Origin of the sequence: Fontibacillus forbon, from assembly GCF_046559655.1 — a bacterium.
Taxonomy (GTDB): Bacteria; Bacillota; Bacilli; order Paenibacillales; family Paenibacillaceae; genus Fontibacillus.
Genome location: NZ_JBKGFV010000006.1, coordinates 53,398 through 77,144, shown reverse-complemented (window position 1 = coordinate 77,144; position 23,747 = coordinate 53,398). Strand labels below are relative to the sequence as shown.

The following is a 23,747-nucleotide window of genomic DNA, read 5'->3' as shown; positions in this document are numbered from 1 at the left end:
ATCAAGCAACCCGACTCCCGTGTAATTGCGGTAGGAAGGTTGCTTGATCGGTTTATTGTCTTATTACCGGACAATGTCTTTGCCGAGCGTCTCCTCGCCTTGCTCTTGTTCGCGCTCCGTTTGTTTGCGGTGGGCGATCCGGCTGCTGGCCGAGGCGGCTACGGCGCCTACGATATCGTCCAGGAACGTGTTGCACGGACCGAGCGTTTTATCGTTCAATCGCTCCAAAATGCCGGGTTTTAACTTGTCCACATAGCCGTAGTTGGTGAATCCGATGCTGCCGTAGACGTTCACGATGGAAAACGCGAGAATTTCGTCTACCCCGTACAATCCCTCATCATTGGCGATCATGTCCTGAAGCTCCGGGATCAGCAGCTCCTGTTCGGCAAGAATATCCAATTGAATGCCGGTCAGAACGGCGTTTTGCACCTCTCGTTTGCTCAACACCTGCTCCACATTATGGATGCATTCCTCCATCGTCAGATTCGGATAATATTTTTTCTGAAGCAGCATGACCAGTTCCGCGATTTCTTCGATTTTTACGCCCCGTTTCTGGAGCCACGCCTTGGTGGCGTCGGCCACTTTTTTGCTGTTCAGGCTGTAAGGCGCTTTTGCTTTCCGTTCTTCCATCTCCATCCACTACTCCTCCCGATGTCCGAGGTAAACTCGCATTTATTTGAGAAACATAGCTATGATGCAGTTTGTCCACCTTCTTGAAAAATATAGTTATTTTTCGAAAAAGGGGCTCGTATACATAGTAATAGAGGTTGTTCAAAAAGTCATCTTTTGGACATATCCAAGAACAGGTTAGGAGGATACCGGATTATGAAATGGAACCGCCGTTTACGCAATACGGCTGCCGCGGGAGTGCTAACGATTCCGCTTTTGCTGTCAGGCTGCAGCTTGCTCGGGATAAACCCTTCGGCATCGGTCGACCCGCCCCCAAGCGATGTGGAGGCGCAGATGCTGCAGTCTCTTGAGTCCGCAGATCAGACAAGCCAGACAAGCAAGGCAAACCTGGATACGGAGGAAGCATTGTCGACCGTATATTTGAAGAATGAGCAGGGCTGGCTTGTACCCGTTTCTTTGCATCTCCCCAAAGGTGAGGCTACGGACAAGCTGAACCGGATGCTGGGCGTGCTGGTGGAGAGCGGTCCCTACCAGGGAGTCGTTCCGGTAGGATTTAGCGGGGTGCTTCCCGAAGGCACGGAAGTTCAAGCGGTCACGCTGAAAAAAGACGAGAAACTGGCCATCGTGGAATTCAACAAGTCGTTCGGAAATTATGAAGCGGCAGACGAGCGGAAAATTCTGGAGGCCGTTACCTGGACGCTACTCGGCGATCAAGATATCGAGCATGTCCAGCTGTGGATGGACGGAGCGAAGCTGAATGAAATGCCGGTCAACGGAACGCCGCTGGATCGGCCGCTGAACCGGTCGCTCGGCATTAATCTGGAGTTGGGTGACGGCGTAAGTCTGTCCCAGACCCGTCCGGTGACGGTCTTCTTTACGGCGTCCACGCCGGAAGGTGTTCAGTATTTCGTACCGGTAACCCGGTTTGTGTCAGCGGATAAAAATCCGGTGACTGGCGCGCTGGGTGAACTGATCAAGGGACCGTCCCGGGGAGACGGCCTGGAGCGGGTGATGACGGACAATACGGTGCTTAAAGCGGTAGAGCTGTCGGAGGATGGCGTAATCACGGTATCGATTGAGGACGATATGTTTGAAGCCGGGGAAAAGCCGCCGGCGCAAATGCTGCAATCCCTGGTGCTTACGGTGACGGAGAACGCCAGGGACAATAAGGTACGGATTTGGCTTAACGGACAAAAAGACGTGATCGGCATGGATAACCAGAAGTACGGAGAGCCGGTGCTTCGTCCGGAGAGCATCAACGAAATTCCGCTTTAACGCGTAGACTTCTTTTCCGGACCTGCTGAGGCGGGTCTTCTTTTTTGAGTTCGATATCCTTTGACAGAAGCAGGAATGGAAAGGTGCTTTTATGCCTACACTTTGGTAGAATAGGGAAAGCAAAAAGACAGCATGAAACGTAGGAGGCAGTTATGATGAGAATTAACGGGCGTGAGGCGGACGAGCGGCGGCCGATGAAATTGACCGTGGATATTAATAAATATGCGGAAGGCTCGGTGTATATCGAAGTCGGAGACACCAAAGTCATGTGTACGGCTACGGTGGAGGAGAAGGTCCCTATGTTCATGAAGGGCCAAGGAAAAGGCTGGGTCACCGCCGAGTATTCCATGCTCCCCCGGGCGACGCAAACCCGTAATCAGCGTGAAGCCGCGCGCGGCAAACTCAGCGGAAGAACGATGGAAATCCAGCGCCTCATCGGCCGTGCACTGCGGTCCGTAGTAGATCTGCAAGCGCTTGGGGAACGGTCCATTACCATCGACTGCGATGTGCTGCAAGCGGACGGCGGGACGCGGACGACGTCGATCACCGGCGCGTTCATTGCGTTGGCTTTTGCCGTGAACAAGCTTGCCTTGAAGCATTCGCTGCCTGTTTTTCCGATTACGGATTATCTGGCATCTGTCAGCGTAGGCGTCGTGGGTCAGCAAATGCTGCTCGATTTGAACTATGATGAGGATTCCAAAGCCAAGGTCGACATGAATGTCGTAATGACGGGACAAGGCCAATTCGTAGAAGTTCAGGGAACCGGGGAAGAGAAGCCGTTCTCGCGGCAAGAACTGGACGGAATGCTTGCCCTTGCCGAAAAAGGAATTCAGGAAATGATTCAGCAGCAGCGCGAAGCACTGGGACCCATTGCGCTCAAAATCCGGGGCGGCGAAACGGGAGCGAACGTATGATACGCGAGGAACAATCCGTAATTATCGTTGCTACCCGGAACCAGGGCAAAGTGCGGGAATTTGCTCATGCCCTTGAGTTCCTCGGCAAGCCGGTTAAAAGTATGTACGATTATCCGGAAGTGCCGGATATCGTAGAGGACGGGAAGACTTTTGCGGAAAATGCCCGCAAAAAAGCCAAAACTGCCGGCGATCTGCTGGGACAGCCGGTTCTGGCGGACGATTCGGGCCTCTGCGTCGATCGGCTGGACGGAGATCCGGGCGTCTATTCCGCCCGCTATGCCGGGGAACATGCGACGGATGAGGAGAACAATCTGAAGTTGTTGTCCGAACTGGAGAAGCAGCAGCAGGGCGAGGATACGGAACAGCCGCTGCTGAGCACGGCGCGGTTCGTATGTCATCTGGCCCTGTATGATCCGGCCACGGGGCAATTCACCGAAGCGTCCGGCACCGTCGAGGGTTGGGTTACCTCCGAGCCTGCGGGAGGCGGAGGCTTCGGCTATGACCCGCTGTTCTACTTGCCGCAGTACGAGAAGACGCTTGCCGAGCTGACCCTGGAGCAAAAGCAGGCCGTCAGCCATCGCGGCGCCGCGCTACGGGAACTGGCCGACAAATTGAATGAGGCGTCCCGGGCCTAAACATCGAAAACCTTGGTTCTTCCTTTGGGGGAAGAACCAAGGTTTTTTTGATGATCTTTGGATGGGTGGCAGGTTACCGGATCGCCACGCGGTAGGTCGTTAGCCAATGATTGACTTGGGCCAGGTAGGCGAACAACTGCGGTCCGGACATCAGCTGACCAAACCAGGGAAGATTGGACGAGGATTCCGGGGAAGCGGCAATCTCGCGGATTCGCGCGGCATCGATGAGCGGCAAAATCGGCGAGGAAGGATTGTCGAGAATTTCAAGCATTTGCCCTTTAACGGCTTCCAAATAAGCGGGGTTATGCGTTTTGGGATAGGGGCTCTTTTTGCGATATAGGACGTCATCCGGCAGAACCCCTTCGAGTGCTTTACGCAGGATCCCTTTTTCCCGGTCTCCGGTCGTTTTGATCTCCCAGGGAACATTCCAGACATACTGCACGAGACGATGATCGCAGTAAGGGACGCGGACTTCGAGTCCGGCGCCCATGCTCATCCGGTCTTTCCGGTCAAGCAAGGTCGGCATGAAGCGGGTGATGTTCAAATACGACATCGTTCTCATCCGGGCCTGTTCCGCCGTTTCTCCCTCCAGATGCGGCACCTCGCCCACCGCTTCGGCGTACCTGTCCGCCACATACTGCTCCGGGGCGATCCAGTCGCGGATTTCCGGAGACAATAGTCCAGCCCTGAGCCCTGTCGCTACGGACCATGGAAAAGTACCGGCTCCGAGCAACTCTTCGCGATGAAACCAAGGGTAACCCCCGAATACTTCATCCGCGGCTTCCCCGGAAATGGCGACGGTAGCTCCCTTTTTGATTTCCCGGCAGAACAGCAGCAGCGATCCGTCCACATCGGCCATCCCCGGCAGATCGCGAGCCACGGTAGAGTCTGGCAGAGATCCGATCAGCTCGGGCGTATCGAACGAAATCCAGTGATGCTCCGTGCCCAGCTCCTCTACCATGCGTTTGATCCATGGAGCGTCCGCTCCCGGCTGGTAGCTATGGGCCTGGAAAAACTTATCGTTATCGACGTAATCCACCGAATACGTATGCATTTGGCCTTGCCCGGTCCGCCGGTAATAGTCTACGGCGAGGGCGGTCAGGGCGCTGGAATCCAGGCCGCCGGACAACAGCGTGCACACCGGAACGTCGGAAATCAGCTGCCGTTCCAGCGTATCCTGAAGCAGGGTGCGGATGTTGGCGGCCGTCTGGTCTACCGTGTCGGCATGAGGCTCGGCTTCAAGCTTCCAATAAGCATAGGAGCGAAGGCCTGAAGTGTTGTAAATCATTACATGTCCCGGACGCAGCTCCTTCATGTTCCGATAAACCCCGTGACCCGGCGTCCGGGCTGGTCCGATCACGAAAATCTCGGCAAGCCCGTCAGGTCCGACGACTGCTTCCGCTTTGGGGTGCTGCAGGATCGATTTCGGCTCGGAAGCAAAGATCAGCGTCCCCTCGATCTCGCTGTAGAACAGCGGCTTGACGCCAAGCCGGTCCCTGGCAAAGAACACGTGCTGTCTTTCGCTGTCCCATACCGCAAAGGCGAAAATACCATTCAGCCGGTACACGCAGTCCGGTCCCCATTCGATATAAGCTTGCAGCAGCACCTCCGTGTCGCAATTCGTCTTGAACGGGCGCCCCCTTTTGCGGAGTTCATTCTTTAATTCCGGCGCGTTATAAATCTCACCGTTATATACAATCGTATACGTGGCTTCATCCTCTTGAATAACCATCGGCTGGGCTCCGTTTTCAGGATCCATGACGCTCAGCCGCCGGTGACCGAACGCGCAGGGCCCGGAAATCCAGGTTCCCTGGGCATCCGGGCCTCTTTTTTCCAAACAGGATGTCATCGACAGCACCAGCTCCAGTTCCGTCGTCAAATCCCGATTCCATTCGATAAATCCGGTAATTCCGCACATGCCGGTTTCTCCTCTCTATGTTGCTTCCATTTCCCTCGTCGTTCGGGTGAAAAGTATTAACAAATTATGCCCGGAGAGAGGATAAAATGTCTGTCCTCTAAGGAAAACTATGACCAATAAGGGGGGGGTTCCCCCAGCTAGGGAGGGATGGCGTTGGAAAAGAAGACGTACTATGTATCCTTGCAAGGACGTTCTTTGTTGGAGGAGCAAGGCGCTGCTGGGTATGAATGGGTGATTCGGGCAACGCCGGAAGAAGCTGACATGATAAGTCATATGTTGGAGCAAATTGATGAAAAAGAAGTGAGCAGTTTTTTTGCGTTCACTTATCCATGGCCGGATTCGCCCGAAGAAGATGTCAATGCCGGTTATCAGAGCAATTTGGATGAACTGTACCGTCATATATATTCCCTGGGCACCGAGGAAACCCGCGAGCAGTTGCATCGCTCGTTGGGCATGGGGCCGGCCGGGGAGAAGGAGTGACCAAACAGATGTACTATATCAAGGATGCCACATTCCGAAGAATCACGGAGTACGAAGGTACCGCATGCGCGGAGATCCAGGTCCGTCCGGGAGCCGTCGGAGATCCGGATCTGTTCGTTTATATCGCCCGTACCCCCGGGGGCGGGGGAGATGGCTACGAGATCATTCGCATGATTCGCAGCGACGCCGACCTGGAAACGGATTGGTTCGATAACAGCATGCACCAAGCTACCGCCGTGGTCGCCGAGGAGGATTTCTGCGACTCGGGCTGGCCCGCTCCGGAGAAGCAACGCCAGCATTTCAAGCAGCATCTGCTTGCCCGCGAAGACATCGCCTCCCGGTTAAAAAAGGAGCTGCCCCGCTAATTGCATGACCGGCGCGCTTGTTTGATGTGCTGAGAAAGATGTGCTATTAACTGAGTGCTCTTAATCGAAGAGTCCCTGACTGAAGAATTCCTGAACTGAATAATGAGTTCCTAGCGGATGAACTTTAACTGGCACGACTTTCCAGTATGCTTGCGTCGTTTGTCTGGCGAACGTGAAATCAGCTTTGAATGAACAGCTGACTGGTGGGGACTGGAGGACTGGTAGCTTAGCTTAGTGGCGTGTAATTAGCAAGTGTCGAACATGAATAGTGACTAGTTAGATTTGTGGAGTAGCGTATGACAGCGTGCGGCCAGTATTTGACCAGGGACGTGGTAACAGTAACTAATGTACGACTAGAATATGATGGGCATATGGTTAACGGTAGCTAATGTGCGACTAGAATATGATGGACATGTACTAACTGTGGCTAATGAGCGATTAGAATTTGATGGACATGTGGCTAACTGTGGCTAATGAGCGATTAGAATTTGATTGGTATGTAACAAACAGTAGCTTTATCGACCGGGGAAGGATTTCACTCGCCTAATTCTTTACCGTCACCGGCTAACGGACACCAGAGCCGTTAATTCGCTAAAAATGAGTTGTTTTTTATTTTAACGGACACCAGAGACCTTAAGTACTTAGAATTCGCCCCAGAATAGGCTATTTTCGTAAAATAACGTCCCCTGTGTCCGTTAGCGATTCCAAAGCCTCAAAATCGCCTGGTTAACGTCTCCTGTGTCCGTTAAAAAATTTGATCGTAGGATTGTAGGCCACACAGCGGATCAATCCAAGATTATTTAGCCTCGGGCTCCGTCTGCTGCTTTCTATCCAGCAGATGTTAATAATCGTCAAATAAATCCTCTTTGAAAAAAGCTTAGGATGCGTTATAATGATTAACGCATCCCATTTTACATAGTATGTGTCCCAGTAGCTCAGCTGGATAGAGCAACGGCCTTCTAAGCCGTCGGTCGGGGGTTCGAATCCCTCCTGGGACGTAGTCAAGAGCCGGTTCAAAGCGAACCGGCTCTTTGCGTCCCAGGGGATGAGAACCCCTAAGAGAGGTTCGTCGTAGTGAGACCATTCGGCGCGCAGCGGAATATTGGTCGAACGGAGTCTCGCGCCGGAGCGCGAGTACCCCTCCTGGGACGTAGTCAAGAGCCGGTTCAAAGCGAACCGGCTCTTTGCGTCCCTGGGGATGAGAACCCCTAAGAGGGGTTCGTCGTAGTGAGACCATTCGGCGCGCAGCGGAATATTGGCCGAACGGAGTCTCGCGCCGGAGCGCGAGTACCCCTCCTGGGACGTAGTCAAGAGCCGGTTCAAAGCGAACCGGCTCTTTGCGTCCCTGGGGATGAGAACCCCTAAGAGGGGTTCGTCGTAGTGAGACCATTCGGCGCGCAGCGGAATGTTGGCCGAACGGAGTCTCGCGCCGGAGCGCGAGTATCCCTCCTGGGACGTAGTCAAGAGCCGGTTCAAAAGCGAACCGGCTCTTTGCGTTCATAGGCAGGGTGTGTCGCCAACCAGGCTACTTTAAAGCCACGAGCAGCGCGCCGGCAGCGATCAGAACGACGCCGGCCGCAGCCGTCCAGGAAATTTTTTCGCCGAGGAAAAGAAAGGCCAGGATTACGGCAATCACGACGCTAAGTTTGTCGATCGGGCCGACCTGTGATACTTTGCCGTATTTCAGGGCTAGGAAATAAAACAACCAGGATAGGGCGCCGGCAATGCCGCTCAGAACAATAAAGGACAGCGCTTTTTTCTGGGAGACGATCTCCGCCAGCTGCGTGAACTTGCCTTGAACGGCAACCACGCCGATCAGGAATAACGCCATGATGACGGATCGGATCGCCGTCGCCGCGTTAGCGTCGATATGCTGAAGTCCGATTTTCCCGAAAATCGCGACCAAGGCTGCGGATACGGCGGACAGAAGGGCATAGATAAGCCATAATGGCATCCGGTTCATCAGCTCCTTTCAACTCTGAAAAAACAGAAAACCCCTTGGTGAAGTCCAAAGGGTTGAATTTATGTATGGAGCGGGTGAAGGGAATCGAACCCTCGCCTCAAGCTTGGGAAGCTGGCGTTCTACCATTGAACTACACCCGCATTTAGCGACTTAAATATTATATCACACGGCGATAAAAGATCAAGCCTTTACCCAATTGGGGAGTGTCGTTGCTTTACATCACTACGATTCGCCGGGTCGCCGCTAAAGAGCGGAGCTCTACATTGATTTTTTCCTTTTCCTCGCTGGTCAGTTGCAGGGATAAGCCGTAATGATAGAATTCAGTTCCATAAGGTTTTTGCCAGCGAATTTCACCGGGAAAGGTATAGTTCTCCTCACTTAATTGAAAATGGACGGCAGCGCCGATGGAGTGATTTTCTGCATGAAGGTTAAGCTCCGTTTTAATCCGGCAGCCTGATTTGCTGATATCGATTAATTCCGCCTCGGCCAGTTTGCTGCTGACCGGCTTGAGATCGATGGATTTTATCTCGATCCAGCAATCCATCGGCGGATTCATAGTATAACGAAACGGTTCATTTCTGCGGGAATTCATAAGTAGTCGGGAACCTCCGAAAATAAAGTTATTCAGATTATACAGGGAAAATGGGAATAAAGACATGAACCTATTGCCTCATTTTTCAAAAGAAATCTCGTAAATCCCAAAGAAAACGCTTGCAGATGAAAAAGGGGTATGATATAAAGAAAATATAAATCTAAACGTTTAGATTTTGTGATCTGGATTGATTTAAATTATATTTTCAGTATTTCATTTCCCAAAAAGCTGGTGAAATTCAGGGAGGTAGTAGGTTATGTCCAACATCGGCATCAAAGATATAGCCGCACGGGCAAATGTATCAACGGCTACCGTCTCCTATGTGCTCAATGGAACGCGAAACGTCAGTCCCAAAACCCGCGAACGCGTGTTGGCTGTTATCGAAGAGCTCAATTACAAGCCGAACGACATCGCCAAAAGCTTGAAGCGAAGACGCACCGACACGATCGGCGTCATCGCCGAGGACGTTACCGTCTTCAACACCCCGGAGATTATTGACGGTATTAATGATTACGGGGATCGGCACGATCTTCATATTTTGCTGACAAACCTTCGGCTGGACAAGCGGATCGGACGCGACTTCACAAACCCGGACAAGTACCGGAGGTATGCGGAAAGCGCTGTATCCGAGCTGCTGAGCAAGCAGGTGGACGGTATCATTTATATCGGTGTGCATACCCGCGATCTGACGGGGTTGATTGATACTGAAGGCAAGCCGATCGTTTATACCTACGGATATACGCAGGCGGACATGGCGATTCAGTACAATGATGAGCAGGCTTCCTATGAGGCCATGTCATATCTGACGCAAAAAGGACACCGCAAAATTGCGATTATCAGCGGCTTGATGGATTCGATACCTTCCAGGCTCCGTCTGAACGGGTATTACAAAGCCGTTACCGATTACGAGCTTCCTTTTGATCCTTCTTACATCAAAATGGGCGATTGGGAGCGGGAGTCCGGCTACCGTTTGACCAAAGAGTTACTTCAATTGCCTGAGCCGCCGAGCGCAATCTTGGCGATGAATGACGTGATGGCCGTAGGGGTGCTCCAGGCCGCCAAGGAGTCAGGGGTGCAAATCCCGGAAGATTTGTCTCTGATCGGATTCGATAACCGTGAATTCAGCGATTATTTAAGCCCGCGAATTACTACCATGGATATTCCATTGCATGAAATGGGCTACAAAGCCATGGAAGCCCTGCATGGCTTAATGCAAGGCAAACCGCACAAACCCGCAGAAATGCCGGTATGCCGTCTGATTGAGCGCGATTCGGTAGGATCGCCGCGATATTGAGTGAACATTTCAAATATGTTCCTCAGTCTCCAACAAAATCTAAACGTTTAAATTATTGAACGATTTGTGACTTTATATTATCGACATCCTTTGAGTCCACTCATTCACCCGGTGATATTTTACAGGGATCTTAAGAGCGAAGAGCAGACTCCCTGTAAATTCACATATAGAGCATTCATACATTAAGGAGGGGTTAGTGTGAAATTGAGCAAGAACAGGAAATGGGTAGTTCTCACGCTGGTAGCGGCGCTTTGCCTCGGTTTGTTGTCCGCCTGCGGCGGGAAATCTGAAAGCGGTGCCAATTCTCCGGAAGCTTCGGCCGAAAACGGCGGAAAAGAGGGGGAAGTCACGCTGCGGTTTATGACATGGGATTCGGGACAAACGCTGCAGCCTTACCAGAATGCGATCAATGCCTTTATGGAAAAGCACCCTAATATTAAAGTCAAGGTGGAATCCGTACCGGACAACTACGACCAGAAGCTGCTGACATCCCTTGCGTCCGAAACCGCCCCCGATGTGTTTATGGCTTGGAACTACCCGCTGTATGTACCTGGAGGAGCGCTTGAAGACATGCAGACCTGGGCGGATAAAGACAACTACGATTTAGCCAAATATTATCCGATTCTGATGGATTACATGAAATACGACGGCAAGCTTTGGGGCCTGCCCACCACGTATTCGACACGCGCCATTTATTACAACAAGAAGCTGTTTGACGACGCCGGCGTACCTTATCCGAAGGATGGCTGGAGCTGGGATGAATTCGTCGATACGGTCCAAAAGCTGACGAAACCCGGACAATACGGCTTCATCATGACACCGGACGACGTGATGACCATGCAGCCGTATGTGTGGAGCAATGGTGGAGACATGGTGAGCGAAGACGGAAAACAGATTGACGGCGTGCTAAACAGTCCGGAAAATGTGAAGACGTTTACATTCCTGAAACAACTTTATGACGCGTCCTCGAAAATCAATTCGGCGGGCAAATTCAGTACCAACAACGGGCTGGAGTCATTCCAAACCGGACAGATCGCCATGTTTGACAACGGCATGTGGCCGTTGGGAGACATTTTGAAAGAAGGCAAACTGGATATCGGAACGGTAACCCATCCGCTTCCTGAAGGCGGAAGCCTTAAAGGAATTATTCATACTTCCGGGTATTCGATGCCGAAATCCGGCAAAAACAAGGAAGCCGCTTGGGAATTGATCAAGTTTATGTCCGGTGAAGAAGGCATCAAAATCATTACGGCCAATAAATTCGCATTCTCGCCGGTCATCTCTGTAGACGAAGAGAACGGATATGCCACGGATCCTTATTTGGAAGCTTTCGCTAAAGAATTGGAGGGCTCCGACAAACTGATCGCCAGCATGCGCAATGAAAAATGGAGCGAAGCGGAAGACATGATCCGCGCCGGGGTACAAGCTATCTTTTACAGCAATGCCGATATCGAAAAAACCTTGGGCGAAGCCGCCAAACAAGCACAAGACGTAATAAAGTAACGGAAGGGAAGGGAAGCCTAACCGCTTCCCTTTTCTCCTCCCAAACGAGGTGATGATGAAGTGGCACTAGCAAGCTCGGATACATTAATGATGCGCCGCTCCGCCAAACGGAAAAGAAGACGGGAAAATCTCGCCGGGTTAATGTTCATTTCCCCTTGGTTGATCGGTTTTCTCCTGCTGATGTTCGGACCCTTAATGTTCTCGCTGGTCATCAGTTTTACCGAATGGAACATGGTCGGAAGCCCGAAATATCTCGGCCTGGACAACTATATCCGGATGTTTACCAATGATCCGTTTTATTTCAAGGCGCTGGGCGTGACGTTTAAATATGTGTTTATCATGGTTCCGCTGCAGGTGATTTTTGCGATCCTGATCGCCTTATTGCTGAACCGCGCAACTTATGGGATAAAGTTTTTCCGGGCGGTTTTTTATCTGCCTTCCCTGATCCAGGGCGTGACCCTCGCTCTTATTTTCAGCTGGATGCTGAACGATGATTTCGGACCCGTGAATTACATGCTTGAGCTTGTGGGGCTTCCGAGGGTACATTGGCTGACCGACCCGAACGTTGCGCTGTACGCGCTCATCTTCATCGCCCTATGGGGCGTAGGCTCACCAATGGTGCTTTATCTGTCGGCACTACGGTCGGTATCGTCGGAATACTATGAAGCCGCCGATATTGACGGAGCGGGACCGGTGCGCAAGTTTTTCAACATCACGTTGCCCTTGATTACTCCGACAATTCTGTTCAACATTTTGACGAGTCTGATCTCGGCATTCCAGACGATCGTTCTGGCATTCGTGCTTACGGGCGGCGGACCGGCGAACTCGACTTATTTTTATTCCCTGCACGTTTACCGCAATGCCTTTACCCACTTCAAGATGGGCTACGCTTCGGCGATGGCCTGGGTGATGTTTATATTAATCGTCATTTTGACCGGCCTCATTTTGAAATCGTCCAAGTATTGGGTACATTACGAAGCTGACGGAGGTGGACGCTGATGCATACGATCGAGACAAAAAAGCGGACTCAGTCCATCGTATTCCTTATTCTGATTATTCTGCTTGCCGCAGCATTTCTGTTCCCGATCGCCTGGATGCTGTCGACCGCGGTGAAAGCGCCCGAGGATATTTTTACGCCCAAGCCGCAATTGTTTCCCGAGTCCTGGCATTTCAATAATTTCGGGGACGCCTGGAATGCGCAACCGTTCGGTCGGTTTTTGCTGAACACGCTGATCGTGGTCGTCGTGTCGACCCCGCTCGCGATGCTGTCTTCCACGATGGTCGCCTTCGGCTTTGCCCGGATCCCATTTTGGGGACGGAACGCTTTGTTCCTGCTCGTGATCGGGACGATGGTCATTCCTTGGGACGTAACGGCGATTCCGTTATATATCGAATATAACAAGCTCGGTCTGATCAATACGCTGTGGCCGATGATTTTGCCCGGGGCATTCGGGTCCGCCTTCTTCATCTTCCTAGCCCGGCAGTTCATTATGGGCATTCCGAAGGACTTGGACGAAGCGGCGGAAATCGACGGTTGTAACCGCTGGCGCATTTACTGGAACATCATTTTGCCGCTCTGCAAGCCTACCGTCGTGATGATTGGCGTCTTCCATTTCGTCTGGTGCTGGAACGAGTTTTTGACGCCGCTCATTTTTATCAACGATCAGAGCATGTATACGTTGCCGCTAGGCATTAACTTGTTCAAGAACGCGTTTAACATCGAGTACGAAAAACTGATGGCCGTATCTTGCCTGTCGGTTCTGTTCCCGGCCACGCTGTTCTATTTCACGCAAAATCTGATTTTAGGGGGCATTTCGCTCAGCGGAGTCAAAAAATGATCAAGCGACAAGACTGAGGGGTGGAGAAAGTGAACATACTGAGCAATTCCAAGTTTGAGCTGGTCTTGAACGAACGGGGGGCGATGAAGTCCCTGGTGCTGAAAGAGGATAGGGCGGGCATGAATTGGGTGGTGGATCCCGCCTATTTGAGTAAAGCCGGATACGGAGATGCCGATAAGCTGTTCGGGGAGTGGACAGCGGTCGTAGACGGAGTGAACATAAGCAGTGCGGACCTTGCTCCGCCGCAAATCAAGGCCGAGAACAGGGAACAGGCCAAAATCAGTTATGAGGCGTACGGACTGAAGATCGAATTAGAATATGTCTTGGAAGGCGACAATCTTCATTGGAAGATGACCTGTGCAAACCTAATCGATAGAAAACGGGTTATCAGCGGCTTTCACGTCTGGTTTTCCCTTGCCTACATCATGTTCCGGGATGAAGATGTGATGCGCAATATGGAGCAATCCTGTGCTGTTTTTGGACATCTGGGCGGGGACTTTGCCAAATTTGCCGCGATGCGCCGCAGCAACGGAGCCCCGCATCTTGGAATTTACGGGACGAAAGGAAGAACGGCGGCACTAGGTACTCTCTGCCGGTATGAAAACCGGTTTTTGGAACAGGTGTCCCCTTCCCTGGACGGGTTATTGTTTCACCGGCTTTCGCTGGTCGAAGACGGGAGTTCGATGCCGGAATCCGCGGCGGTTGACTGGATTTACAAAGACGGTTACGGCCAATTGGAGTTAGCGGCAGGGCATAGCGCGGAATGGGAATATGTATTTACCCCATTTGCGGATCGGGAGGATTTCTACAGGCAAGCCGGAGAATTCGGTCATCCCCGCTGGACGTATACCCCGGTGCTGACCCAAGGCGGCCTGTTCGAAGCGGAGCTTGTAGTTTCCGAAGGAGAGCAAGTTCGTGAAGTGCTGATCTATACCGCCTCGACGGAAACGGAGAGGATCAACGAGGAAAATGTAACGCAGCATCTCATCCAAGACCGAGAGAAGCAAGGCGGCTATCGCCTTTCCCTAAAAAGGGATCACCCCGGAGAACATAAGCTGGAGCTGCATTTGGAAAGCGGACGAAAGGATGTGCTGGTCTGGAACGTGCTGGAACCGGTTGAGCGGATTCTGGAGAAGCGCGCCGAATGGCTGTGCAACCACAATTATGATCCGGAGGGAAAGGCCGGGCGGCCGCATGCTTTCCTGCCCTTGTCTAATCAAGGGGAATCGTTGGGCAAGCTGACGTTCCTGCTGATGAAGAACAGTCTCGGCAAACCGGTGCAGGATCAGGTGGAAAAGGCGGAGGCGTCCGCGGTACTGGACATGAAGCGCCATTGGTTCGAGCAGGGCAATTTCACCAAGCCGCGAAAGTTATACGGAACGTTTTACCGCATTTTTGATCTCGACTACATCGCCCATGTGTTTTATTTGCTTTCCCGTATGCCGGCTTCGCTGCTGAAGCTGAATTCACCCGAGACCTATTTGCAATGGGCAGCCGAAGTGCTCTCGGTCCGGCTTAATCCGGACTGTCATTCAGGGCAGCGGGAAAAGGATGAAACCGGCCTTAACGGGGTGTTCACTCTATACATTCACGATTTGTTGAAAGAATTGAAGGCATCTTTTCTGCAGGAAGAACATCGGCGGCTGCTTATCTTATGGGAAGAATTCGGAAAACGGATGGAAACGGGAAGCCGCCGGTACGGGGGAGCCATCACGGAGCATTTTTACGACAACGCCGGCTTCGGTCCGACCTGCGAAACATTGCTGATCCTCGGCAAGGAGGAAGAAGCGCGGGAGTATGGGGAGTTGATTCTGGCGAACGTCGGGTTCAGCAATGACTACCGGGCACAAAATCCGGACCGCTGGTGGGAGGCACTTTCTTATATGATTCATTCGTTATGGGGCGGCATGGTTGCCTCCTCGGCCAGAAGGGCGTACGAACATTTCGGCGACTACCGGTATATTGAGGCCGCCTATCGTGCGACAATGGCAGTCTTCAACTGCTATGACTGGAACGTGACGTCAACATCGCGCCGTCTGCAGCCCGGAGAGGCCGCTTCAACGTTTAGCGTGGCTGCGCCTAACCTGAATATGCCTTCCCTGTCCCGCAACCGGTTTGGCCAATCCGTATTCCGGGAAGCCAGCGATCCGCTGTTTGCGGCGTTGTTTGCAAACGCTTCGGGCGATGATTGGGATATGGGCGAAGAACTTGTAGCCTACCTCCTCGGATTTGGCACTACCGCTTATGTGTACCGGGATTCCGGCGGACAACTGCATGGCGTGAACGGCTTTCTTGCCCGGGAACGGGACGGTGACGGCTGGATCATTACCAGCTATGCGGCTTACCCAAGGAGAATCGTGATGCTGGACGACAAGTTGGAGTTGCGGGCGGGCCCGGGCGAAAGCCTTCGCCAGGCGCGTTTTGCGGAGGGATGTCTGACGCCAGTGGTGAGTTAGCGGCAGCATCGATGCTTAGAGACCCTACTATATAGATAATTGAAGGGGCGTGACCGAAGCAGAACACTGCCTTGGTCACGCCCTTTCATATTATTTAGCGGCCATGCCGTTCATGATCAGAGTGATCGTATGACGGATTTCCTGTTCTTCATCCCAAGGCGAGTCCGGCATCACCAGAAAATGGGTGATAAACAAGCCGATCATGGCCGTTGAGGCAAAACGAAGCAAGGCCGGGGTAGGCAGGTCGACGACCTCCCCTTTCGCTTTGAAATGCTCGATAATCTCCGTGAAGCGGTTGAACACCCTCGTTCCGATATGTTCCTTGAATTCTTTTTGCAGCATCGGCTGAAACGGAATTTCCTGAAGCAGGATCTTGATGATTTTGAGGTGCTTACGGGCAAAATTCATGCGGTTGACCGCAACGGCGTACAGGAACTCTTCCAGCGTAGGGTAATCGTTTTCCAGTACCTCTTTAAAGTCGTTCAAGACAAAGGGGGCAAGCAGCTTGCTCATCATTGGCGAAACGATAGCGATCAGAAGCTCTTTTTTCGTTTTGTAATGCCGGAAAATCGTTCCCTCGGCCACCCCCGCTTTCTGAGCGATTTCACTGGTGGAGGAGGAGGCGTATCCCTTCTCGGCAAACACCTCCACGGCGGCTTGCACGATTCTGAGCTGCTTTTCGGTCATTTTTTCGTCGCTCATTTTAATGATTTCTTGGATCCACTGATCGACGGGTTCCTGCTGCGGCATAACTTTGGTTCCTCCTGCTTACGGCTGTTATTATCTCATTTTAACATAAAGGGAAGGATCCTTTTCAAATCTTGCGGTGTTTACGCAGGGCAAGCACGTTAAGGAGCATGAACAGCAGCGAGAAACCGATCAGCACGAACACGTTCCCCGCAATCGTATCCCATCCCTTGCCCCGAATCATGACCTCACTGAGCGCCTCGGTCCCGTAGGTAAGCGGCATCAGGATTTTAAGTTGCTGCAGCCATTCCGGCAGGGTCTCCAGCGGGAAAAGGCCCGATAAGAAGAGCTGCGGGACAATGATGAGCGGAATAAACTGAATCATCTGCAACTCGTTGTTGGCAAACGCGGACAGCAGCGTCCCGAGGGTCAATGCCGTCATCGACAGGAGCAGCGTCAGCAGCATTACGAAGGCAAAGGAACCGGTCATGAGGATCCCGAGAACTTGTATACAGAACCAGGAGATCAGCAGGGCCTGAAATACCGTGAAGATGCCGAAACCGCCGACATATCCGACTACCAGCTCCCAGCGTTTGATCGGTGTCGAGAGAAGCCGCTCTAGCGTTCCGGTTGTACGTTCGCGCAGGAAGGACACACCGGCGATAAGAAAAACGAAAAAGAATACGAAAAATCCGATTAGGATCGGTCCGAACTGGTCGATGCTCGTCATATTCTCCGAACCGTGCAGATAGGAAAAGTTCATTTTATCCGCGGCTCCGCTCTCCTCCGGCTGAAGTTCTTTGGCAGCCTTCTGCAGCAGCATTATCACGGATTTGTTTACTGTCGGCTCGCTGCCTTCAAGCTTGACGTCCAGCCCTTTCTCCATCGGGATTAGGATCGCGTCGATTCTTCGGTCGTCCAGTGCCTGTGCGGCCTTTTCCTTGTCTTCATAGGTGAGAATATTCGCTCCATGCTTTTCCAAGCTTGCAATCAGGGGGGCGGGAATTTGGACGACACCCATATCGGGTTCATAATCTTTGCCGTTAAATACCAGATACATCAAGGATAGCACCACGAGAGGCGCAATAAAAATGAGAGCCAGCGTCCGCTTATCGCGGCGGAATTGCCGAAGTATGCGTAAAATGACGGCCCAGATTTTCATGACTCACCACCCCCGTAATAAATGAATGCCTCTTCGATCGTTTTTTTACCGGCTTGTAAGATAAGAGCGGAAGGCGTATCCACGGCAAGGAGCGCACCGTCGCGGATCATGCCGAGGCGGTCGCATTTCTCCGCTTCGTCCATCACATGCGTAGTCATGAGGATCGTGGTGCCCTTGGCATTCAAAGCCTTCAATTCGTTCCAGATCGACTGGCGCAGCAGCGGATCGATCCCGACAGTCGGTTCGTCTAGGACCAGCAGCGGCGGTTCATGCAGCAAGGCAATCGCCAGCGACAGTCTTCGTTTCATTCCGCCCGAATATTGATCCACTCTCTTCTTCAGATGCTCCTCAAGGGCGACAACCTCCATGACTTCTTGGATTCTAATTTTGCGGCGTGGTCCTTTCAAACCGTAAAGGGCGGCAAAAAACTCCAGATTTTCGAGAGCGCTTAGCTCGGTATAGAGCGCATCGGATTGCGCCATATATCCGATCTGGCGAAGCAAGCCCAGCTTCGGCATAAGCGTCCCGAAAACGCGCACTTCGCCGGAACTCGCGGTATCGATCCCTGTCAACAGTTTGACGAGCGTGGTTTTTCCGGATCCCGACGGGCCCAGCAAGCCGAATGTCTCGGCGGGGCGGACTTCGAGTGAAATATTGTCCAAAACCTTTTTCTTTCCGAAACTTTTAGAGACATGGGTCGCTTGAATAACCGATCCGTTATGAGACATTTAGCAGCCTCCCATTTGCATTTATAAGAAAAATGAGTGAGTACTCACTTTTAAATATAGAATAAAGTACGCTAAATGTAAATGGAATACGATTTTTTTAAACATTTTACAAAGTATTACAATTCCGGAGAATTGATTTAACAATTCTGTACGACAATCAAGGCATAGCACAATATACCAATTCATCACCCCCACAAAGTTACATAAATTCTCAACTGCTAATCTCTTCACTTTGCGGGACCCCGGAAACTAAATCATAAAAAAAGGGTGAACCGAATGAAAAACAGTAAAATGCTCGGCATGGTTCTTGCTACCGCCGTATTGGCCTCGGCCACGGCAGTCGGTACCGCAGGAGCCGCCGTCAGTACAAAAGCCGGCAATGCGGGAGCCAAGGCGACAGTAGCTCAAAGCAAAGCGGCAAACGTCAAACTTACCGTCGATGGCAGCCAAGTCCCCGTCAAAACGGTGACTGCCGGGAAAACAACGCTTTACTCGCTCCGGGATCTGGCGAACGCCTTGGACGCTGACATCAAGCTTAGCGGAGGTAATCTGGTCATCCAGGATGCTTCGCAACAATATGGACTAAGTCTCAAAATCGGCTCCAAAGATTACCGGGTAAACGGAGAAACCTTGCAATTCGGTACAGCCCCGCAACAGATCGGCGGAACGGTTTACGTCGAGCTGTCGCCGGTAGTTGAAGCGCTTGGCGGGGAACTGCTGTCAGCCAAGGGGGAAATTAGCAGTGTTGGCCGCTTGTCCGGTCAGTTTGACTTGCCGTTTTTTGATGCCGCAGGGAATGTGATTGCCACGAAAGAGGATGGAGAAGTGCCGCAATTGATCAAGTTGGATTCAGCCGGCCGGCATGAAGTTTTTTCCTCAAATGAAAGTGCGGTTGGCGCGGTAGTTTCCCCGGATGGATCGCAGGCTGCCTTTACGGATGAGAACGGCGGGCTTTATCTGCTGAATACGGCCAGCGGGCTGGTGAAGCAGCTCGGTAAGGACACTTCGGTGAAGACGGATCTGTCTTGGTCTCAAGACGGCAAGAGCATTTATTTTATCCAAGGGGACAAACAAGAGAAGATTGCATACATAAGCGTGGATACCGGCAAAGTGACCGAGGTGCTGGCGGATAAAGTGGAAAACAAATCCGGTGTAAGGATTACGGAAGACGGGAAAAAAGTGATCTATTTCGTACAAGTGACGGGTAAAGCCGAAACGGACAAAGAAGGCACGGAGGAGTCGCTCAAAATCGATTATTCTAAAGCTGGTACTCAGGTATTCTCCCTGGATCTCGCCACCAAAGATTCTAAGCCTGTTCAATTAACGAACGATACTTACAATAAGCTGTATCTTTCCGTGCTGGCGGACGGTAGAGCCATTTACGTAAGCGCAGATCCGGATGGTGTGATTCCGAACAGCGTGCTGAAGGTCGTTTCTGCGGACGGGAAGAACATAGCGGATTTAGCGGGTGATCTGGATGTTATCTCGGCCGTGGTGTCGGGAGGCAAACTGATCGTGCTGGCAGCGTCGGAAAACGGCAGCAAGGTATATGAAGTGGCTTCGTCGGGCGCTAAAACCGAACTATACAGTACGGATAAAGATGTGACCGAGTTGACGGTTTCCAAAACGGGGACTGTCGGGTTAATCGCCGAAGGCAAAGTAGTGCTGGTACAAGGCGGCAAAGGAACGGAATTGACCAAATAGAACGGAATCGAGAGGAGAATCATCCATGAAATTTTTCAAAAAATTATCTTTGTTAACTGTAGCATCCGCTTTATTACTGTCGTCGGCGATCGCGGGTACGGCCGGGGCCAAGGACGATTTGAAAGGTAAAATCACCGTCAACGGTTCGACGGCATTGCTTCCGCTCACTTTGCAGGCCGCAAAGGAGTTTCAAAAACTCCATCCAAAAGTTAAGATCGCTGCCAGCGGCAAAGGTTCCGTTACAGGCCCCCAGGCCGTGAAGAAAGGAATTGCCGACATCGGAGCGTGCGACTGGGACGCCAGTACCGATGTGCCCGGGTTTAAAGCATTCGACGGTCAAGTGGCCAACAAGGTCGCCGTCATTCCGTTTGCCACGATCGTAAACAAAAGCGTAAAAGTCGATAATTTGACCACCGAGCAGCTTAAGGGCATCTATTCCGGTAAAATCACAAACTGGAAAGATGTTGGCGGCGAAGATGAGGACATTGTGGTGATCACCCGTTCCTTCGGTTCCGGCACGCGCGTCAATTATCAGGCTAAAGCACTGGGCGGCGGCGATATCGTGAAAAAAGAAAAGAACTACAAAGAAGTCGGCTCCAGCGGCGACATGAAAACAGCTGTAGCGACGACTCCGAATTCGATCGGTTACATCGACCTTACCTATATCAGCGGCAGCGACATTAAAGCCGTGAAGCATGACGGCGTTGCGGCGACTACGGAAAACGTCATTAACGGCAAATACAAAATCTGGTCCTACGGTTACTACATGACCAAAGGCAAGCCAACCGGGGCGACCAAAGAATTTATCGAATATGTGCAAAGCAAAAAGTTCCAAGAAAGCTCGCTGAAAAAGCTCAAGTTCATTCCGATCTCCGCCATGAAATAATTTGTTCTTTTTGTGATCGTAACCCGGCCAGCCCTGTTATCGGGGCTGGCCGCTGTATGGGAGGATACTATTGTGAGCATGCCAGTTCATCAAGCCGGCAACCCGGAGGAAGCTGATTCGGCCCCTTCGTCCAATCGCCGTGTGACCGGGCGGTTTAGCAAGGCGCTTTTTATAAACAAGTTGTTTAAAAATTACTTTCTGTTCAGCATTCTAACGCTCTGTGCCGTGCTGGCGATGGTCGTCTTTTTTATCGGCAGAACGGCGGTTCTTGTGTTCGGGGACATTTCTCCCGCCGAGTTCTTCTTCTCGCTGGACTGGACGCCGGAAGAGGGGCGCTTCGGAGCTGCCCTGTTTATTTTAAATACACTGTCTTTAACTTTGCTGACTTTGATTATGGCTGTTCCGATTTCCGTCGGGCTTGCGATTCTCATGGCTGAAATTGCGCCGAAATGGCTGAAAAAATCGATCCGTCCGGTTCTCGATCTGCTTGTAGGCATCCCTTCGATCGTATACGGTTATCTGGGTTTAACGGTCCTCCTCCCGCTCCTTCGTGAGCTGAGCGGCGAAGGATTGGGGGACGGCTTGTTGGCAGCCGCCATCGTGCTGACGATTATGATTCTGCCGACGATCAGCCGGATTAGCGACGATGCGATCGGAGCCGTCCCGAAAAAATACCGTGAGGCCGCCTACGCGCTGGGATCAACCCGCCTGCAGGTCATTTTTCGGGTTGTCCTGCCGGCGGCCGGCCGGGGAATCGTGGCCGCGGTCATTCTCGGAATGACCCGGGCCATCGGAGAAACGATGGCCGTTGTTATGGTAATCGGCAATACGCCACAGTTGGCCAAGTCGTTATTTGCATCAGCGTCGGTGTTGACGAGCAATATCGTGATGCAAATCTCGAACGTCGAGTTTGATTCGACATGGAATTATGCGCTGCATATGATGGCTTTCCTGCTGCTCCTCATTTCCTTCGCGCTCATTCTGATCATCCGCTATCTTGGAAAAAAAGGAGGGGCTGAGTCATGAACCGATTCGGCGCATCACGAAAACAGGTCCGCTCTCTGCGGTTGGACCGGATTGCAACGGCTTGTTTCTACGGACTCGGCGCACTGGTATTGCTCCTGATTTTCTGGCTATTGTTTACGATTTTAGGGAAGGGGTTGCCGGGAATTACCCTGTCCTTCCTGACCAAGCTTCCCGAGGAAATCGATCCTGGCGGCGGTATCGGCCCCATGCTGTTCAATTCCTTTTACGTGCTGATTCTGTCGCTGATCATCTCTATTCCGATCGGAGTCGGAGCCGGCATTTACATGGCCGAATATGCGCCGAAGAACCGGTTCACGGAAGTGCTGCGAATCTGCGTCGAATCGCTGTCCTCCGTTCCGTCCATCGTTTTCGGCCTCCTGGGACTCGCGATCTTCGCCGAGCTGCTCGGCATCGGGCTTACGATTCTGGGCGGCGCGGTAAGCCTCGCCTTCCTTAATCTGCCGATGCTGGCCCGCGTAACGGAGGAAGCCGTCCGCGCGGTTCCGGACGACCTGCGGAACGCTTCGTATGCGCTTGGCGCGACGAAGTTCGAGGTGATCCGCACGGTCGTTCTTCCTGTGGCGATGGATGGCATCGTCACCGGCATTTGTCTTGTGGCCGGGCGGGCTTTCGGGGAGTCGGCCGTCATTATTCTGACGGCGGGTCTCAGTACGTCCGGAGAGATGTGGGACTTCAATCTGTTCTCGCCGGGTGAGACGCTGGCGGTTCATCTATGGTATGTCCAGTCCGAAGCGATCGTGGAGGATGCCCGCCAGATTGCGGATAAATCCGCAGCGGTGCTGGTTTTTGTGGTGCTGCTGATCAACCTGGTATTCCGCGTGCCTCTGTGGTTCAACAACCGGAAGTTGAAACGTTAAAAAAATCGCTGTATTCGCAAGCGGCGGAGGCTGGTTACCCGCTCTTGCGATACAGCGATTTTTTGTTTATTTAGGTCTGTGGGATCGGGATGAAGGTTTTTGGCATGCTATTTCGCCTTATGAAGCTGACGGCGGATGTCCTCTTCCAACGCTTCCGGCTCGGTGCGGGCACTGTACTGCTTCACGATATTGCCTTGACGGTCGATGAGGAATTTGACGAAGTTCCACTCGATATCGCCTGTACGGTAAGGCTCCGGGGTATTTTCAACCAGATATTTGTATAGCGGGTGGGCGTTATCCCCCTTCACATCGACTTTGCTGAACATCGGGAAGGTTACCTGATAGTTCAAGTCGCAGAAGCTTTTAATTTCTTCTTCGGTCCCGGGTTCCTGTCCGGCGAATTGGTTGCAGGGAAATCCGAGCACGGTAAAACCCTGATCCTTATAAGTGCCGTAAAGATGCTGAAGCCCTTTGTAATGCGGGGTAAGGCCGCAGGCGCTGGCCGTGTTGACGATCAGCAGGACCTGTCCTTTGTAGGGCTCTAGCGTGGTTTCTTTTCCGTCGATGGTATTTACCTGGAAGTTATATATGGATTGACTCATGGCTCCGCCTCCGTTTTCAAATGTAATCTCTTCAATTTTAACTGATTAGGATGGCGAAACTCAATTGGATGAGAAAATGGATCGATGATCAAAAGGGAGCGAAATAGACTAAAAAGTGTAAAAAATATGAAAGCAAATCATTGGAATGCCCCTATCGATTCCGGTTATAATTTAGGAAGATATTTTTTTTGAATATAGATAGCGGATCGGA

Annotated in this window: 22 protein-coding genes and 2 tRNA genes; 15 read left to right on the top strand and 9 right to left on the bottom strand. The window is 52.0% G+C overall.

Annotated features, from left to right (window positions below):
- Positions 1-63 precede the first annotated feature (63 nt).
- Complete coding sequence (locus ACLB09_RS21450) at positions 64-630, bottom strand: phosphatidylglycerophosphatase A family protein (protein WP_410772113.1); 567 nt, start codon at positions 628-630, stop codon at positions 64-66.
- Positions 631-825: 195 nt separating this feature from the next.
- Between ACLB09_RS21450 and ACLB09_RS21445 the strand changes: the two genes are divergently transcribed.
- The 3 genes from ACLB09_RS21445 to ACLB09_RS21435 all read left to right on the top strand — a co-directional run bounded on the left by ACLB09_RS21445 (position 826) and on the right by ACLB09_RS21435 (position 3,454).
- Positions 826-1,905, top strand: a complete 1,080-nt coding sequence (locus tag ACLB09_RS21445) for a GerMN domain-containing protein (protein ID WP_410771890.1) — start codon at positions 826-828, stop codon at positions 1,903-1,905.
- A gap of 152 nt (positions 1,906-2,057) precedes the next feature.
- Positions 2,058-2,819, top strand: a complete 762-nt coding sequence (rph, locus tag ACLB09_RS21440) for a ribonuclease PH (protein WP_410771889.1) — start codon at positions 2,058-2,060, stop codon at positions 2,817-2,819.
- Positions 2,816-3,454 carry an XTP/dITP diphosphatase gene (locus ACLB09_RS21435; protein ID WP_410771888.1) on the top strand — a complete coding sequence of 213 codons (639 nt, stop codon included), beginning with the start codon at positions 2,816-2,818 and terminating at the stop codon, positions 3,452-3,454. The genes rph and ACLB09_RS21435 overlap by 4 nt, the downstream gene beginning before the upstream one ends.
- A gap of 73 nt (positions 3,455-3,527) precedes the next feature.
- Here ACLB09_RS21435 and asnB read toward each other — a convergent pair whose 3' ends face one another.
- The gene (asnB, locus tag ACLB09_RS21430; RefSeq protein ID WP_410771887.1) at positions 3,528-5,372 is read right to left on the bottom strand and encodes an asparagine synthase (glutamine-hydrolyzing); all 1,845 of its coding nucleotides are present in this window, start codon (positions 5,370-5,372) and stop codon (positions 3,528-3,530) included.
- A gap of 153 nt (positions 5,373-5,525) precedes the next feature.
- Here asnB and ACLB09_RS21425 point away from each other — a divergent pair, with 153 nt between their 5' ends.
- The 3 genes from ACLB09_RS21425 to ACLB09_RS21415 all read left to right on the top strand — a co-directional run bounded on the left by ACLB09_RS21425 (position 5,526) and on the right by ACLB09_RS21415 (position 7,215).
- Positions 5,526-5,852: a hypothetical protein gene (locus tag ACLB09_RS21425; protein ID WP_410771886.1), complete on the top strand. Its 327-nt coding sequence runs from the start codon at positions 5,526-5,528 to the stop codon at positions 5,850-5,852.
- An 8-nt stretch (positions 5,853-5,860) separates the two neighbouring features.
- Positions 5,861-6,217 carry a hypothetical protein gene (locus ACLB09_RS21420; RefSeq protein ID WP_410771885.1) on the top strand — a complete coding sequence of 119 codons (357 nt, stop codon included), beginning with the start codon at positions 5,861-5,863 and terminating at the stop codon, positions 6,215-6,217.
- Positions 6,218-7,141: 924 nt separating this feature from the next.
- Positions 7,142-7,215, top strand: a tRNA-Arg gene (locus ACLB09_RS21415).
- 527 nt (positions 7,216-7,742) lie between these two features.
- Here the strand turns inward: ACLB09_RS21415 and ACLB09_RS21410 are convergent.
- The 3 genes from ACLB09_RS21410 to ACLB09_RS21400 form a co-directional block, all read right to left on the bottom strand.
- Positions 7,743-8,171 carry an EamA family transporter gene (locus ACLB09_RS21410; RefSeq protein ID WP_410771884.1) on the bottom strand — a complete coding sequence of 143 codons (429 nt, stop codon included), beginning with the start codon at positions 8,169-8,171 and terminating at the stop codon, positions 7,743-7,745.
- Between the two features lie 75 nt (positions 8,172-8,246).
- Positions 8,247-8,320: transfer RNA gene (locus ACLB09_RS21405), tRNA-Gly, on the bottom strand.
- Positions 8,321-8,394: 74 nt separating this feature from the next.
- On the bottom strand, positions 8,395-8,772 hold the full coding sequence (locus ACLB09_RS21400; protein WP_410771883.1) for a PilZ domain-containing protein: 378 nt from the start codon (positions 8,770-8,772) through the stop codon (positions 8,395-8,397).
- A gap of 256 nt (positions 8,773-9,028) precedes the next feature.
- Here ACLB09_RS21400 and ACLB09_RS21395 point away from each other — a divergent pair, with 256 nt between their 5' ends.
- From ACLB09_RS21395 to ACLB09_RS21375, 5 genes are all read left to right on the top strand, one after another.
- Positions 9,029-10,066, top strand: a complete 1,038-nt coding sequence (locus tag ACLB09_RS21395) for a LacI family DNA-binding transcriptional regulator (protein WP_410771882.1) — start codon at positions 9,029-9,031, stop codon at positions 10,064-10,066.
- Positions 10,067-10,264: 198 nt separating this feature from the next.
- Complete coding sequence (locus ACLB09_RS21390; protein ID WP_410771881.1) at positions 10,265-11,569, top strand: ABC transporter substrate-binding protein; 1,305 nt, start codon at positions 10,265-10,267, stop codon at positions 11,567-11,569.
- Positions 11,570-11,656: 87 nt separating this feature from the next.
- Positions 11,657-12,568: a carbohydrate ABC transporter permease gene (locus ACLB09_RS21385; protein ID WP_410772112.1), complete on the top strand. Its 912-nt coding sequence runs from the start codon at positions 11,657-11,659 to the stop codon at positions 12,566-12,568.
- The gene (locus tag ACLB09_RS21380; RefSeq protein ID WP_410771880.1) at positions 12,568-13,407 is read left to right on the top strand and encodes a carbohydrate ABC transporter permease; all 840 of its coding nucleotides are present in this window, start codon (positions 12,568-12,570) and stop codon (positions 13,405-13,407) included. Before ACLB09_RS21385 ends, ACLB09_RS21380 begins: the two co-directional genes overlap by 1 nt.
- A 29-nt stretch (positions 13,408-13,436) precedes the next feature.
- The gene (locus tag ACLB09_RS21375; RefSeq protein ID WP_410771879.1) at positions 13,437-15,863 is read left to right on the top strand and encodes a hypothetical protein; all 2,427 of its coding nucleotides are present in this window, start codon (positions 13,437-13,439) and stop codon (positions 15,861-15,863) included.
- Between the two features lie 90 nt (positions 15,864-15,953).
- Here the strand turns inward: ACLB09_RS21375 and ACLB09_RS21370 are convergent, their stop codons facing one another.
- From ACLB09_RS21370 to ACLB09_RS21360, 3 genes are all read right to left on the bottom strand, one after another.
- Entirely contained in the window at positions 15,954-16,613 is a 660-nt protein-coding gene (locus ACLB09_RS21370) for a TetR/AcrR family transcriptional regulator (RefSeq protein WP_410771878.1), read from the bottom strand.
- Between the two features lie 64 nt (positions 16,614-16,677).
- Positions 16,678-17,712 (bottom strand): ABC transporter permease, encoded by a 1,035-nt coding sequence (locus ACLB09_RS21365; protein WP_410771877.1) that lies wholly within the window; start codon positions 17,710-17,712, stop codon positions 16,678-16,680.
- A complete protein-coding gene (locus ACLB09_RS21360; protein WP_410771876.1) occupies positions 17,709-18,440 on the bottom strand; it encodes an ABC transporter ATP-binding protein in 732 nt (243 codons plus the stop codon). The genes ACLB09_RS21365 and ACLB09_RS21360 overlap by 4 nt, the downstream gene beginning before the upstream one ends.
- Before the next feature lie 276 nt (positions 18,441-18,716).
- Here ACLB09_RS21360 and ACLB09_RS21355 point away from each other — a divergent pair, with 276 nt between their 5' ends.
- The 4 genes from ACLB09_RS21355 to pstA all read left to right on the top strand — a co-directional run bounded on the left by ACLB09_RS21355 (position 18,717) and on the right by pstA (position 22,934).
- Positions 18,717-20,144, top strand: a complete 1,428-nt coding sequence (locus ACLB09_RS21355) for a stalk domain-containing protein (RefSeq protein WP_410771875.1) — start codon at positions 18,717-18,719, stop codon at positions 20,142-20,144.
- A 25-nt stretch (positions 20,145-20,169) separates the two neighbouring features.
- Entirely contained in the window at positions 20,170-21,030 is an 861-nt protein-coding gene (locus ACLB09_RS21350; protein WP_410771874.1) for a phosphate ABC transporter substrate-binding protein, read from the top strand.
- 78 nt (positions 21,031-21,108) lie between these two features.
- Positions 21,109-22,056: a phosphate ABC transporter permease subunit PstC gene (gene pstC / locus ACLB09_RS21345; RefSeq protein WP_410772111.1), complete on the top strand. Its 948-nt coding sequence runs from the start codon at positions 21,109-21,111 to the stop codon at positions 22,054-22,056.
- Complete coding sequence (pstA, locus tag ACLB09_RS21340; RefSeq protein ID WP_410771873.1) at positions 22,053-22,934, top strand: phosphate ABC transporter permease PstA; 882 nt, start codon at positions 22,053-22,055, stop codon at positions 22,932-22,934. The genes pstC and pstA overlap by 4 nt, the downstream gene beginning before the upstream one ends.
- Positions 22,935-23,041: 107 nt before the next feature.
- Here pstA and ACLB09_RS21335 read toward each other — a convergent pair whose 3' ends face one another.
- Positions 23,042-23,536 (bottom strand): glutathione peroxidase, encoded by a 495-nt coding sequence (locus ACLB09_RS21335; RefSeq protein WP_410771872.1) that lies wholly within the window; start codon positions 23,534-23,536, stop codon positions 23,042-23,044.
- Between the last annotated feature and the right edge of the window lie 211 nt (positions 23,537-23,747).